General features: G+C 51.4%; 11 protein-coding genes. 5 read left to right on the top strand and 6 right to left on the bottom strand.

The genetic code is table 11. From position 1 onward, the window contains the following. Positions 1–62 precede the first annotated feature (62 nt). Positions 63–1,520, top strand: coding sequence for an Asp-tRNA(Asn)/Glu-tRNA(Gln) amidotransferase subunit GatB (gene gatB, locus IMY23_RS04345; RefSeq protein ID WP_192820913.1), 1,458 nt, complete (start codon positions 63–65; stop codon positions 1,518–1,520). Between the two features lie 18 nt (positions 1,521–1,538). After that, positions 1,539–2,663, top strand: a complete 1,125-nt coding sequence (locus IMY23_RS04340; RefSeq protein ID WP_192820912.1) for a TlpA disulfide reductase family protein — start codon at positions 1,539–1,541, stop codon at positions 2,661–2,663. Positions 2,664–3,096: 433 nt separating this feature from the next. Here the strand turns inward: IMY23_RS04340 and IMY23_RS04335 are convergent, their stop codons facing one another. The 3 genes from IMY23_RS04335 to IMY23_RS04325 all read right to left on the bottom strand — a co-directional run bounded on the left by IMY23_RS04335 (position 3,097) and on the right by IMY23_RS04325 (position 4,975). Next, the gene (locus IMY23_RS04335) at positions 3,097–3,699 is read right to left on the bottom strand and encodes a hypothetical protein (protein ID WP_192820911.1); all 603 of its coding nucleotides are present in this window, start codon (positions 3,697–3,699) and stop codon (positions 3,097–3,099) included. A gap of 25 nt (positions 3,700–3,724) precedes the next feature. Further along, a complete protein-coding gene (locus IMY23_RS04330; protein ID WP_192820910.1) occupies positions 3,725–4,246 on the bottom strand; it encodes an acyl-CoA thioesterase in 522 nt (173 codons plus the stop codon). A gap of 108 nt (positions 4,247–4,354) precedes the next feature. Then, positions 4,355–4,975: a protein-L-isoaspartate(D-aspartate) O-methyltransferase gene (locus IMY23_RS04325; protein ID WP_255431385.1), complete on the bottom strand. Its 621-nt coding sequence runs from the start codon at positions 4,973–4,975 to the stop codon at positions 4,355–4,357. Between the two features lie 212 nt (positions 4,976–5,187). Here IMY23_RS04325 and IMY23_RS04320 point away from each other — a divergent pair, with 212 nt between their 5' ends. Together IMY23_RS04320 and IMY23_RS04315 are read left to right on the top strand one after the other, a co-directional pair. After that, positions 5,188–6,594, top strand: coding sequence for a sugar transferase (locus IMY23_RS04320; protein WP_192820908.1), 1,407 nt, complete (start codon positions 5,188–5,190; stop codon positions 6,592–6,594). Positions 6,595–6,688: 94 nt separating this feature from the next. Then, the gene (locus IMY23_RS04315) at positions 6,689–7,276 is read left to right on the top strand and encodes a riboflavin synthase (protein ID WP_192820907.1); all 588 of its coding nucleotides are present in this window, start codon (positions 6,689–6,691) and stop codon (positions 7,274–7,276) included. Between the two features lie 53 nt (positions 7,277–7,329). Here the strand turns inward: IMY23_RS04315 and IMY23_RS04310 are convergent, their stop codons facing one another. Together IMY23_RS04310 and hemF are read right to left on the bottom strand one after the other, a co-directional pair. Continuing rightward, the gene (locus tag IMY23_RS04310) at positions 7,330–7,899 is read right to left on the bottom strand and encodes a phosphatase PAP2 family protein (RefSeq protein WP_192820906.1); all 570 of its coding nucleotides are present in this window, start codon (positions 7,897–7,899) and stop codon (positions 7,330–7,332) included. Between the two features lie 8 nt (positions 7,900–7,907). After that, complete coding sequence (gene hemF / locus IMY23_RS04305; protein WP_192820905.1) at positions 7,908–8,801, bottom strand: oxygen-dependent coproporphyrinogen oxidase; 894 nt, start codon at positions 8,799–8,801, stop codon at positions 7,908–7,910. Between the two features lie 132 nt (positions 8,802–8,933). Here hemF and IMY23_RS04300 point away from each other — a divergent pair, with 132 nt between their 5' ends. Further along, positions 8,934–11,015 (top strand): thiamine pyrophosphate-dependent enzyme, encoded by a 2,082-nt coding sequence (locus IMY23_RS04300; protein WP_192820904.1) that lies wholly within the window; start codon positions 8,934–8,936, stop codon positions 11,013–11,015. A 167-nt stretch (positions 11,016–11,182) separates the two neighbouring features. Here IMY23_RS04300 and IMY23_RS04295 read toward each other — a convergent pair whose 3' ends face one another. Next, positions 11,183–13,609: a BamA/TamA family outer membrane protein gene (locus tag IMY23_RS04295; protein WP_192820903.1), complete on the bottom strand. Its 2,427-nt coding sequence runs from the start codon at positions 13,607–13,609 to the stop codon at positions 11,183–11,185. Positions 13,610–13,641: the final 32 nt, after the last annotated feature.

Genomic DNA, 13,641 nt, shown 5'->3' with positions numbered 1-13,641 from the left:
AAACAGAAATTGCGTACAAAAGTCTTGCTACCTGATACGCGATACTTGATACTTTATAAAACATGAACGAAGAAACCCGTTCCCAGTACCAGGCCATCATCGGGTTGGAGGTACACGCCCAGTTATTGACCGAAAGCAAGGCGTATTCAGCTGACTCCACGGAGTACGGCATGCTGCCCAACACTAACCTGAGCGTGATTACCTTGGGGCACCCAGGCACCTTGCCGCGCGTGAACAAGAAAGTGGTGGAGATGGCCATGAAAATGGGCCTGGCTACCAACTGTGCCATTGAGCGCAACAACATTTACGCCCGCAAGAACTACTTCTACCCAGACCTCCCGAAAGGCTACCAAATCACTCAAGACAAAGGCCCCATCTGCACCAAGGGCTACATGGACATCAAAACCAAAGAAGGCGGCGACAAGCGCATCGGCATCACGCGTATTCATATGGAAGAAGATGCCGGTAAATCCATGCACTTGGCCGGAGAAACTGAGACCTTGGTGGACCTGAACCGCGCCGGAACGCCTTTAATTGAGATTGTGTCGGAGCCAGACATCAGAGATTCTGAGGAAGCCTATGCCTACCTGACCCAAATAAAGAAACTGGTGCAGTACCTGGAGATCTGTGACGGAAACATGGAAGAAGGTTCTTTGCGCTGTGATGCCAACATCTCAGTCATGAAAAAAGGCGCCAGCAAGTGGGGGACCAAGGTGGAGGTGAAAAACATGAACTCCTTCCGGAACGTGCAGCGCGCCATTGAGCACGAGATTGAGCGTCAGATTGAGATTCTGGAGAACGGTGGCACTATAGATTCGCAGACCCGGAATTTTGACGCCAACACTGGCACCACCACCGGCATGCGCTCCAAGGAAACCATGAACGATTACCGCTACTTCCCAGAGCCAGACCTTCCGCCGGTTAAAATCTCCGATGAATGGCTGAATTCGGTGAAGGAAAGCATGCCCGCGCTTCCGCAGGAATTGTATAGCCGCTTCACGCAAGAATACGGCCTGTCTGACTATGACGCCAACGTGTTGGTAGACAGCAAGGAGATTGCCTTGTATTTTGACCAGCTCTGCCAGGTAACCAAGAATTACAAAGCGGCGGCCAACTGGATGAGCGGCCCGGTGAAAAGCTACCTGAATGAGTTGACGTTGAGCATGGGCGCTTTCCCGTTAAAACCAGAGCAGATTGCCGGGTTAATTGAATTGGTTGACAGCAACAAAGTGAGCCATACGGTAGCGGCCAAGCAGATTTTCCCGTACTTACTGGAAAATCCAACCAAAACCGCCCAACAGGTAGCCACTGAGCAGAACCTGGTGCAGGAATCTGATGAAGGCGCCTTGCAAGCCATTATTGACAGCGTATTGGCGGCCAACCCGGCAAAGGTAGCTGAGTACAAAGCCGGAAAAGCCTCCTTGCTGGGCATGTTCATGGGCGATGTCATGAAACAAACCAAAGGCAAGGCAGATCCTAAACTCACCAATAAGTTACTGAAAGACAGCCTGGATAAATAATATCACTTCAAGCAAACTATGAAGAAAGAATTCATTTTTGGGGCCGCCGCCTTACTGCTGGCAGGAGCCTGCCAGAAAAAAGGGGTTAGCACCATTGACACTGACAAAAGCTACCGCATCTCGGGCAAAATCAACAACATGACCACCGGCAAGGTCTTCTTAGACGAGTTGAGCGAACAAAGCTTCACACCAAGAGACACTGCCCAAATCAACAAAGACGGCACGTTCAGCATAGAAGGCACCGTGTCTGAGCCCGCCATTTACAAACTGGGGTTTGAGAACCAGGAAGGCATTATGCTGGTGGTAGACAACCAACAGATTGAAATCACCGCAGACTCGGGCAAGGTGGCCGAAAGCTATACCGTGAAAGGCTCCAAAGACTCTCAGTTGATCAAAGAGCTGAACGGCATTATGCAGGCCACGCAGCAGCAGGCCGTAGAGTTAAACCAACGGTACCAAGCGGCGGCCACCGCGGGCAAGCAGGAAGAGATGCGCCAGTTGCAGGAGCAGTTCATGGGCATGCAGCGCCAAAGCCAGGAAACCCTCAAGAAGTTTGTCAGAGCCAACCCTTCCTCGGTGGTGTCGGCGTACGTGGCGGGCAATGTTATCAATCTGGAAGAGCAGTTTCCGTTTGTAGACAGCATGACCGCCGTGCTGAAAACCAACTTGCCGTCTTCTAAATACACCAAAGCGCTGGAGACCAAACTGACCGCCATCCGGCCCACCGCTTTAGGCAGCCTGGCCCCAGATATCAAACTTCCCGCACCCAACGGTATAGAATTGGCCTTGTCCTCATTAAGAGGCAAATATGTACTGATTGACTTTTGGGCTAGCTGGTGCGGACCTTGCCGCCAGGAAAACCCCAATGTGGTGCGCATGTATAACAAATACAAAGACCAAGGGTTCGAGATTTTTGGTGTGAGCCTGGACCAGGACCGCGGCAAGTGGTTGAAAGCCATTGAAGTAGACAAACTTACCTGGCCCCACGTGTCTGATTTGAAAGGCTGGGAAAGCAGCGCCGCCGCCTTGTATGGAGTGACCGCCATTCCGCAGACCGTTCTACTGGACAAAGAAGGAAAGATCATCGCCAAGAATTTACGTGGTGCCGCCCTGGAGGAGAAGCTGGCTTCTTTGCTGAAGTAAACATGAGCGTTAAGCTTTCGTCTATTACAGATTACCATTAAAATTCCCGTTTTCGGCTTCATTTTCAGAAATGAGCCTGAAAACGGGAATTCTTGGTTTAAGCGGTTTTCCGTTTAAAGGAAAGGTGGTGGGAGGTGCAGCGGTCGTTTTGCTTGTTGGTGATAACACCAACAAGGGCACAGTTTTCAGACTTTAGAGCAGTTTTTAGAATATGCAAAGTATTAAACTTTGCGTTTTCGGGCTCATTTCTGGAAATGAGCCCGAAAAGGAAAGGAGGTAGGAAATAAAGTAAAAACAAAACAGCTGTTGATTTACCAACGGCTATTTTGTTTTAAAATCTAAGATGGTCTGTGCTATTTTCACTCGCGAGATGCAAGCAAATGATGTCTACACTTTTGGGAAACCCTTTACAGATTCCTCTAAAACAGATGTTCTACTGAAGGAAGATTTTTTTCATCGCCTCCCACAGTTTGGTTTTGAGGGCGGTGTCTTGTTCAATGTCGGTCAGGGCATCGGCCAGTACAAACCGGGTTTCGTTGAATTTGTACATGCGGTAAAACTCCATCTTGTCTAAATTAGCCACCGGCATGTCTTGCCCAAACAAGATGATTTGTCTGGCGTTTTGAGTGGCGGCTATTTCCTTTATATCATGCACCAGGCTTTTGGAAAGATTCCCGAACCTGATTTGCCCGGTGGTCAAGCCCACGGCGGCCATTACTTTCTGCAAGAACAAGTGCTGCGGCAATTCGGCAAAGACGTCTTCCGGAACGTCAAATAACAAGTAAGTCCCTTTCACCGCTTCGCCCAGCCAGGCTATGGGAACCGTTTCTTTTTGAATGACGGCAGGTGCTGGCGCTTCTGACTCGGTTGTTACGACGCTCACAGGCATTGTTAATTCCTGCGAAGATGGGGCAACGGGCTCCGGTGCGGATGGCAAAGGAAATCCCGGCACCAATTCTGTGGGTTGTTGCTCCGGAATGACGTACAGGGTGTCTTGCGCGTACAGGGATTGCAGAAAGGCGAGGTCTTTTTCCATGGCCAAAAGGGCTTTAAAGGTGGGACTAGTCTTCTAACGCGAAAAGCGCTTTCAGTTCAATGGCGTCATTGGGTTTCATGCGGCCGCCCAGAATCAATCTGAGTTGTCTGCGACGAAGCGCGCCTTCAAACAATTTCTTCTCGTCCTCAGATTCCGGCACCGCCTCCGGTACATCAATCGGATTCCCCGACTGGTCCACGGCCACAAAGGTGAAGAATGCCTCGTTTGATTTTACTTTGGTACCGGATGGAATGTCCTCCGCCCAAACCTCAATGTGCACTTCCATGGAAGAACTGAAGGCCCGGGTCACTTGTGCTTCCAGGGTGACCACGTTGCCCAGTCTGATGCCCTCCCGAAAAGAAACATTGTCCACGGAGGCGGTCACCACTATCCGGTTAGAATGCTTCTGCGCCGAGATGGCCGAGACAATGTCCATCCAGTGCATCATCTTGCCACCCATGAGGTTGTTTAGGGTATTGGTATCGTTGGGAAGGACCAGCTCCGTCATTCTAACGTAAGAGTCTTTCACGCTTCTTTGCTTGCGCATGTGAGTTCTATCTAAGTATTGAGGTTGCAAAGATACGCGCTGCCCGTGAATGCCCCACAACTTTCTGAATTGGGGTTTGCTTTAACCTGGCATAAGAAGAGTAGGCTCTTATTTCCAGCCTTGTTTACCCAGGAGCGGTACAAACTTGAAGTTGGCAAATTCTTCTCTGGTGAATTCCTCCTGGCCTTCGCGGGTTAGGCGCAGCATCTTCTGCACGCCGGTATCGCCCACCGGAATCACCAGTTTGCCGCCAATGGTTAGTTGTGTCAGAAGGTTTTTAGGGATGATGGGCGCGCCCGCCGTCACAATGATTCTGTCATAGGGCGCGTGTTGGGGCAAACCTTCAGAGCCATCGCCTAAAAACGTGTGCGCCTGCAATCCCATAACCTGCAGTTGCCGTTGGGCTTTGTGAAACAGCACTTCGTTGTATTCTATGGTGTAAACATGGGGCGTGATCTGGAGCAGAATGCTGCATTGGTAGCCAGAGCCGGTACCAATCTCCAACACTTTGTGGTGCGGCTGCAAGTCCAGGAGCTCGGTCTGGTAGGCTACGGTGTAGGGCTGGGAAATGGTCTGGCCTTCGCCAATAGGAAACGCTTTGTCTTGGTAGGCCTGCTCCAGAAATGCTTTCTCAAAAAAGAAGTGGCGGGGAACCTGCTCCAGGGCATTGAGCACGCGCGCGTCTTGAATGCCTTTGCCGGCCACGGTGCGTACCAAACTTTTCCGCATTCCCTTGTGCTTGTAATTGTCTTCTAGCATACTTCCTTCGGCCTTGCTTTCTTTGGTGTTGCAGGTTAGGCAAATGCCATTCCTTTAATCCTGCGCTAATTTAGCAATTCTGGCTGGCATAGGCCGGAAGGCGTAAAATATCTCAGAAATTTTAATAATTGCTTAGCTTTGCACTTAGCCCCGCCCGGGCTTCTGCCACTTTTTTGTTGAGCATGCGCGTAAGAAGTAACCTACATTTATATAAGATTATATTAGCAGATTTTATAGCGGCGTTCAGCGCCTGGGTGGTCTTCTATCTGTCCAGGAACTACTTCGTGCTAGAGCCTTTAACCTCAGAGTCTTCGCTGTTTTTAGTGAGGTCTTTGATTGTGGCATCTTTCTGGGTAGTGCTCTACGCGTTGCTGGGCCGTTACCGTGATATTTTCAGGCTTTCCAGGTTCAAGGAGATTCTGAACCTGGGCAGTATTTCTATTGGCGGCGCCTTGGCCATCTTCTTCGCGTTTATGTGGGAAGACCCGCTGCTGAGCAAATATGAACTCTACTCCAAGCCCATAGGCACATATTTTCTGCTTCATTTTGTGTTTGCGGTGGTGGGCAAGATGATGGTGCTGTACCATCTCAAGAAATTGGTGATTCAGGGCAAGGTGTCTTTCAATGCCGTGGTGGTGGGCTCCAACCACAACGCCCGCGATGTCTATGATGAGCTACAGACCAACAACCGGCACCTGGGCCTGCAAATGGTGGGCTACGTGCAGAGCCAGAAAGCCAAACACAACTCTTTTCAGGAGCAGATTCCGTGCTTGGGTACCTTCCGGCAGTTGCCCAACGTTATCCGGGAAAACAACATTGAGGAAGTCATCATTGCCATTGAGCCTTCTGAGCACAAATTGATTGAACAGATTTTGAGCTCCCTGGAAGGCGAACAGGTAAGAATCAGCATTATTCCAGACGTGTACCAGATTCTACTGGGTTCTGTGAAGGTCAGCCACTTGTTCGGGACGCCTTTGATTGAGGTGAAGCGCGATTTGATGCCCATTTGGCAACAGATTTTAAAGCGTGTGATTGACTTTGTGGTGGCCTTGTCTGTGTTGGTGGTGTTCTTTCCGTTGTATGCATTTTTAGCCATCATGGTGAAATTATCCTCGGCAGGGCCCATCTTCTTCACGCAGGAGCGTGTGGGCTGGCACGGAAAGCCGTTCCAGATTGTGAAGTTCAGGAGCATGTACATTGATGCTGAGAAAATGGGACCGGCCCTGTCTTCTGACACTGACCCGCGCGTGACCAAGTTTGGCCGGTTCATGCGCAAAGTGCGGCTAGACGAAATGCCGCAGTTTTACAACGTGCTCATTGGCGAGATGAGTTTGGTAGGCCCACGCCCTGAAAGGCAATATTTCATTGACCTTATCACCCAGGAAGCACCGCATTATAAGCATCTGCACCGTGTTCGGCCCGGCATCACGTCTTTGGGCCAGGTGAAATTTGGCTACGCCCAGAACGTGGGCGAAATGGTGAGACGCCTTAAATATGACATTCTATACATTGAAAACATGTCCCTGGCCATGGATTTCAGGGTTTTGCTCTACACTATCAAAATCATTGTGCAGGGAAGAGGAAAGTAATGTGCTAATTAGTTGATGTGCTAACTGAATTGTTTTTCACTTACGCATCTAACCTTTAGCACATTAGCACATTAATATATTAGCACATTAACCTATGTTCACAGGCATTATAGAAGCGCAGGGCGAAGTAGTAGCCATTAAAGATGAACAGGCCAACCGGCATTTCACGCTGCGTTGCCCGTTTACGTCTGAGCTCAAAATTGACCAGAGCCTGGCCCACAACGGCGTCTGCCTGACAGTGGTGGAACTTGAAAACGACACCTACACCGTTACGGCCATCGCCGAGACCCTGAACCGTACCAACTTAGGTAAACTACAGGTAGGCGACCATGCGAACCTAGAACGCTGTATGCTGGCCGGGAGCCGCTATGACGGGCACATTGTGCAAGGCCACGTGGACCAGACCGGTGTCTGCCAGGAAGTAGTAGACCTGAAGGGCAGTTGGTTGTTCCGGTTCAGGTATGAGCCGCAGAGCGCGGGCAACATTACCGTGGAGAAAGGCTCCATCTGCGTGAACGGCATCAGCCTGACAGTAGTGGAGTCCGGCGAAGGCTTTTTCTCAGTGGCCATTATCCCGTACACCTATGAATTCACCAACCTGAAAGACGTGAAAGCAGGGAGTGAAGTAAACCTTGAGTTTGATATTATTGGCAAATACGTGGCGAGACTGCTCCAGAAATAGAAGCCGTTTTCGGGCTCATTTTCAGAAATGAGCCCGAAAACGGAATCATCTTTTTATCGCCAAAAGGAATACCGCTGGCAGATTTGCTTGTACAAGTAAACCCCTAAAAAAGCGGCGCCCGTGCCAATGGCCGCGCCCACGGTAATATCCCCGGGGTAGTGCACGCCTAAGTAAATTCTGCTGTAGGAAATCACCACCGCCCAAAAGACCAACAGCACTTTTAACAGCCATTGCCGCGCCGGCAGCAGAAAGCACAAAAACGCGGCAATGGCAAAGGAGTTGGCTGCGTGCGAAGAGACAAACCCAAACCTACCGCCACAGCCTTCCACCACATAAACGGTAGCACCCAATACCGCTTCATGGCAAGGCCGCAAGCGTTCAAACAAAGGCTTGAAAATTCCTGAAGACACATAATCTGCCAAGCCCACACTGGCGCCCAGGGTCATGATCATCAATGCGCCGCGCCGCTTGTAAAAATACACCAGCAGAACAATCAGGAGCAGGTAAAAAGGAATCCAGACGAATTTGTTGGAGACAAACACCATCAGGCTGTCCCAGAAAGGGGAGTGGTGGCTGTTCAACTCCAGAAATAATTCCTGGTCCAGGGCTTTCAGTTTTTCCATGGCAAAGATTATTGGTTCACCCAGTCAATTCCTTTCTGGAAACAAGCCAGCGCCGCCGCCTCAGCAGAACCTTCCGCGGGAATTAAATTGTACTCCCAACTAGCCAGCGGCGGCAAACTCATCAAGATAGACTCTGTGCGCCCATTGGTCTCCAGCCCGAATTTAGTGCCCCGGTCATTGACCAGGTTAAATTCCACGTAGCGGCCGCGCCGGGTCAGTTGCCAGGCTTTCTCTTGTTCAGTGTAAGGCAGATTCCGGTTCTGGTTGGCAATGGCGGTATAAGTGGGGGCAAAGGTGTCGGCTACGGCCTGCACAAAGGCAAAGCGCTCCTCCAGGGAAATTTCTGGCGTAGCCGTGAGCCGGTCAAAGAAAATACCACCAACGCCCCTGGTCTCGGCGCGGTGCGGGATGTAAAAATAATCATCGGCCCATTTCTTGAACTCTGGGTAATAGGTGGGTTGGAAACGGTCACAGGTGGTTTTCAAAGCCTGATGAAAAAACGTGACCTGCTCTTTGTTCACGTAGATGGGGGTGAGGTCAATGCCGCCGCCAAACCAGGCCTCGCCGTTGCCAGCCTCAAAGTAACGCACGTTCATGTGCGTGATAGGCACGTGTGGGTTTTCAGGGTGCATCACCACAGATACGCCGGTGGCAAAGAAGTGCGGGTCTGGTAGGTGCAGGGCTTTGGCCGCGGCCTCGGGTAACTCACCTTCCACGGCAGAAAAGTTAACGCCGCCTTTCTCAAAAACGGCCCCGTTCTGGATGACCCGGGCTTCGCCGCCGCCGCCGCCAGGTCGTTCCCATTGGTCAGCTTTAAAGGTGGCTTTTCCGTCACAGGTCTCCAGGTCTGCCGTAAGCCTTTCCTGGAAATTCTTGAACCACTTTTCTATTTTATCTCTCATGCATTTTAGGTCTTGGTGAAAGCATTCGCCGGTTAGGCAAAAATAGCGCATTCCTTTCAATTACCGGTGGGCCGCTTCATTTTGCATTCTGCGGAATAAGCCGTAATTTAGAAAGCAAACAAATGTTAGCTTATGACACCCCAACCAGTAGAGACTACGCCTGACGTTGATGTTGCCCTGCTCCTGAAGGCCTACCGCCTCATGCTCACGGCCAAAGCACTGGCAGACACCTATGAAGAGAACAAAGCTACCTGCAGTAAATACGTCCATAGCACATCCCGCGGCCACGAGGCCATTCAACTGGCCACCGCTTTTCACCTGACACCCAAAGATTTTCTCTCAGTTTATTACCGCGATGAATCCATTCTTTTAGGTCTGGGCCTGTCGCCGTATGAACTAATGCTGCAGCTAATGGCCAAGCGCGATGATCCGTTCAGCGGAGGTCGCACCTATTACGGGCACCCGTCCTTGCGCCGCGAGGGGTTTCCGGTGATTCCGCACCAAAGTTCGGCCACCGGCATGCAGGCCATTCCAGCTACCGGCATGGCGCATGCGCTGTCGTATTTTGAATCACAAGGATTACAGAAGTCTGAAGAAGGCCGCGTGGTGCTATGTTCCTTAGGCGATGGGTCTGTGACCGAAGGAGAAGTGGCCGAGGCATTCCAGATGGCGGTCCTCAAAAAATTGCCCATCATTTACCTGGTGCAGGACAACGACTGGGGCATTTCGGCGAAAGGGTCTGAGATGCGCGCCATGAACGCTTACGAATATGCCGCGGGCTTCAAAGGCATGGAGCGGCTGCAGGTAGACGGAGCCGATTTCCAGGCATCGTACCAAACCATGGAAGAAGCGTTCAGAATCTGCCGCGAGGAAAGAGAACCGGTGCTGGTACACGCCAAATGTCCATTGCTGGGCCATCATACGTCTGGCGTAAGACGCGAATGGTACCGGGGCGAGGATTTGTCTGCGCACAGCCTGCTGGATCCTTTGCCTAAACTTGGAACGCATCTATTGTCTGCCGGGCTCACCGCCGATGAATTGATACAAGTGGCTGAGGAAGTGAAACAGGAAGTGCAGGACCAGTATGAAAAAGCACTGGCCGCCGCAGACCCAGACCCGCAGACCTTTGACCAGCACGAATTCGCGCCTACGCCGGTTACCCAAGAGAAAGGAAACCGCGCCCCGGCCAACGCTGAGAAATCTACCATGGTAGATGCTGCGCTGCACGCCGTAGATGAAATTCTGAAACAATACCCTGAGGCGCTTTTCTACGGCCAGGATGTGGGCGGCGAATTGGGCGGCGTATTCCGGGAAGCGGCCTTACTGGCTAAAAAGTACGGTGATGCCCGCGTGTTCAACACGCCCATTCAGGAAGCATATATTGTCGGGTCCACGGCGGGCATGTCGGCGGTGGGAGCCAAGGCCATTGTGGAGATCCAGTTCGCGGATTATATCTGGCCGGGCATTAACCAGTTGGTGGAGGAATTGTCTAAAAGCTGTTACCTGAGCATGGGCAAGTTTCCGGTGCAAGCTTTGATCAGAGTGCCCATTGGCGCGTATGGCGGGGGCGGACCTTACCATTCGGGCAGTGTGGAGTCTACCTTGCTCAACATCAGAGGCATTAAAGTAGTGTACCCCAGCAATGCCGCCGACATGAAAGGCCTCATGAAAGCTGCATTCCTGGATCCCAATCCCGTGGTCATGCTGGAGCACAAAGGCCTTTACTGGTCAAAAGTACCGGGCACTGAAGACGCCAAAACACTGGAGCCAGACGCTGAGTACGTGTTGCCCCTGGGCAAAGGTCGCGTAGTGCAGCACGCCGAGGAACAGCAAATCAACCTGGGAAATTCAGCCACGGTGATTACCTACGGCATGGGTGTGTACTGGGCCAAAGCAGCCAGCAAGCACCTGCCGGGTTCCATTGAAATTGTGGATTTGCGCACCTTAAACCCCTTAGATTATGAACTGGTGGAAGAATCAGTGAAACGCCACGGCAAAGTGCTGGTCTTAACCGAAGAACCGCTGATGAATTCCTTTGCGGAGTCCTTGGCGGGCCGCATCAGCAAAACCTGCTTCACGAATCTGGATGCGCCGGTCTTCACGCTGGGCGCCAAAGATTTACCGGCCATTGCGTTGAATGTAGAACTGGAGAAAATGATGCTGCCTAACGCTGATAAAGTTCTGGCTTCGCTGCAAGAGTTGTTGGAGTACTAATAAGAAATTTCCGTTTTTAGCCTCATTTCCATAAATGAAGCCAAAAACGGGAAAATGAATATTCAGTTATGATTAGAATTCTATAAAAAAACAGGAACGCCCACCAGAGAAGGTGGGCGTTCCTGTTTTCGGGCTCATTTCCGGAAATGAGCCCGAAAACAGAAAATTTAAAACGGATAGCCTATGCCCAGGTTAAAGGTGGTTTGGGTGTTTTCGCTTAAGATGTTGCCGGGCTGAAAACGGTTCAAGACGAAGCGGCTTCCTTCTGGTTGGGCCGGGTCAAACATGCGGGTCGCAATATCTAACCTGAGAATGGCGAAGGTGAAGTCAAACCGAACGCCAAACCCGGTACCCACGGCCATCTCCTTATAGAACCGATCAAAAGCAAACGTGCCCTGTCCTTCATACCTGAAATTACCGGAAGGTGCCACGTTGCTTCGTTCATTGAACAACCAGATGTTGCCTGCGTCCAGAAAGACCGCGCCGTTCACATTGGTGGTGCCAAACCGGAACATTCTAAAGCGCATCTCAGAGTTGAATTCCAACAGAATCTCACCGGGCTGCTCAAACTTGTAAATGATTTCATATTTGCCGGTTTCTTCATTCAGCCCAATCACGCGGCTGGAGCCCGGGCCCAGGCGCCGGGGCAACCAGGCCCGCACACTGGAAGATCCGCCGGCAAAGAAATGCTTGTCATACGGCAGCACTTGCGTTCTGCCAAATGGTTTGGCCACACCGCCGTTGACTCTATACACAAACATGAAATTATTGGGCAGTGGGTGGTACCGGCGGTAGTCCACACTGGCTTTTACAAATTGGTAATTGGTAAGGTCATTAAACGGCTTGGCCAGAAACCGGCCTATAATTCCCCCGGTCTCAGCAAACAGCCGCACCAACTTGGCGTCATTAGACTGGTTGTAGTTGGCGGTGTTGTAGAGGCTGGTGAAGTTCATGGAAGACACAAACGTGTTCAGGAAACTTTGCCGCAACGGGCTGCCCTGGGCCTCAAACTCATCCAGGGTTTTCAGGAAGTCATCTGAGATTTTAGGGGTGCTGATGATGTTAATGTCAATGGGCGAGAAGCTGAACTGGTGAATGTTCTGCCGCTGCCAGATGTAGTCAAATGAGAAGTCAAGGTTGGTGCGGGTGTATTCATTGCGGTTCACGTAGGTATACCCCGTGCTGAAGCGCGTGCGCGGATTAAACCTAACCAAGAGGTCGTTGGTTCGGAACGGCACCAGAATCTGCGGGAAGGTCACCCCAAAGTCGGCGCCAATTTCTGTGCGGCGGCCGGTCACAGCTTCGTTTACCTGCAGTTGGCCCTCAATACCGGCCCGCACGCCAATGTCAAAGATTTCGGCCCCACCGAAGATGTTCCTTATGCGCAGGCGTAAGCTGGAATAAGGACCGGGCACCTGCTCTGTGAAAGTACCGCCCACTTCTGCGGTTTCCTGGTAGCGGGGCAAGGGCGCCATGTTAATATTGGCGTCCAGCAAGCCGGTTCTGCTGGTGGAACTCAGCGAATCGGCCTTTTTGGTATAGGTCACGGTGGCAAACTTGAACACATCCATGCTGCTCAAAATACGCTGGTTGGTCTGCGTTCTGGCCGCCGAAAAAGTCTGACCCGGCCGTAAAATCACCTTCCTGATCATCACTTTAGGCTTGAACCGTTGTTCGTAGGCCATAAAGTAAATATCGTTCAAGAGCAGGGTGTCGCGGTTCACGCCAAAGCGGTTATTGCCCGCGTCTGTGGTCACGTAGGTGTTTTGAATGGTGTAGACTTTATGGAACGAGGAGTCTGTGGGATTGGCAATCTGCGTCTTGAGCCTGACGGTGTAGTCCACGTAACTGGTATCGGCGTTGAAGGTGACAAACTGCTGCTTGAAATCAAAATACCCGTTGTTCTTGAAAAGCTGCTCCAGGCGCACGCGTTCCTGCGCCAGCGTGGCTTCCTCAAAATTCTGGTTCAATTTCACCAAACTGGCCGCCTGGTTCCGTTGCATCAAACCCAGCAGGGCGGTGTCGGGCACTTCGTACAAATGGTGGGTGACCACGTACGGTTTGTCTTCCGTGATATGGATGGTGGCCGTCACTTTTTTGTCCTGGGTGGCGGTGCTGGAAGAAACGGTGCTCCTGAAAAAACCTTTGGAGTTCAGGTACAGCTTGACCTGTTCCTCAGTGCTGACCAGTTTGGTGGAGTCAAAGATGGCAGGCGATTCGCCCACGGTGCGCATGAGCCAGTTGCCGTTTTCCAGTTTGTTCTGCAGCTTGCCCAGTTTTTTCTCTTTTTTCTCAATCAGTTTGTCCACCTTTATAGAGTCACTACCGGCCCTGGCTATGTCTTGGTTAAACTCCTCGGTTTTCTGGTCTTTCTGGGCCTGTATCTTCTCTGGGTTGTAGAACTGCTTGCCTAAGTAGTAGAGATTCAGGTACAAAGGCGTGCCCAGCACCCGGCGGTTAGGTTTTTGCTGGTACAGCGGCGACAAGGCAGATTTCTTGTTCTGCTGGGCGCCTTCCAGGTTTATTTTCCAGAGAAGCCGCTCATTGCCGGTAAGGTGACGGGTAGGGGAACAGCCCACAAGCAAGCCCAGCATTGTGAATACCGCGCCGAATACGTAACATCGTA

Origin of the sequence: Rufibacter sp. LB8 (assembly GCF_014876185.1) — a bacterium.
In the GTDB taxonomy this organism is placed as follows: Bacteria; Bacteroidota; Bacteroidia; order Cytophagales; family Hymenobacteraceae; genus Nibribacter.
The sequence above is the reverse complement of the archived record's forward strand: the minus strand, read 5'-3'. Positions and strand labels throughout refer to the sequence as shown.

Bases quoted from the DNA above. Each gene is read 5' to 3' on its own strand.
- gatB (WP_192820913.1), top strand. From the start codon at position 63: ATGAACGAAGAAACCCGTTCCCAGTACCAGGCCATCATCGGGTTGGAG.
- IMY23_RS04340 (WP_192820912.1), top strand. From the start codon at position 1,539: ATGAAGAAAGAATTCATTTTTGGGGCCGCCGCCTTACTGCTGGCAGGA.
- IMY23_RS04335 (WP_192820911.1), bottom strand. From the start codon at position 3,699: ATGGAAAAAGACCTCGCCTTTCTGCAATCCCTGTACGCGCAAGACACC.
- IMY23_RS04330 (WP_192820910.1), bottom strand. From the start codon at position 4,246: ATGCGCAAGCAAAGAAGCGTGAAAGACTCTTACGTTAGAATGACGGAG.
- IMY23_RS04325 (WP_255431385.1), bottom strand. From the start codon at position 4,975: ATGCGGAAAAGTTTGGTACGCACCGTGGCCGGCAAAGGCATTCAAGAC.
- IMY23_RS04320 (WP_192820908.1), top strand. From the start codon at position 5,188: ATGCGCGTAAGAAGTAACCTACATTTATATAAGATTATATTAGCAGAT.
- IMY23_RS04315 (WP_192820907.1), top strand. From the start codon at position 6,689: ATGTTCACAGGCATTATAGAAGCGCAGGGCGAAGTAGTAGCCATTAAA.
- IMY23_RS04310 (WP_192820906.1), bottom strand. From the start codon at position 7,899: ATGGAAAAACTGAAAGCCCTGGACCAGGAATTATTTCTGGAGTTGAAC.
- hemF (WP_192820905.1), bottom strand. From the start codon at position 8,801: ATGAGAGATAAAATAGAAAAGTGGTTCAAGAATTTCCAGGAAAGGCTT.
- IMY23_RS04300 (WP_192820904.1), top strand. From the start codon at position 8,934: ATGACACCCCAACCAGTAGAGACTACGCCTGACGTTGATGTTGCCCTG.
- IMY23_RS04295 (WP_192820903.1), bottom strand. From the start codon at position 13,609: ATGCTGGGCTTGCTTGTGGGCTGTTCCCCTACCCGTCACCTTACCGGC.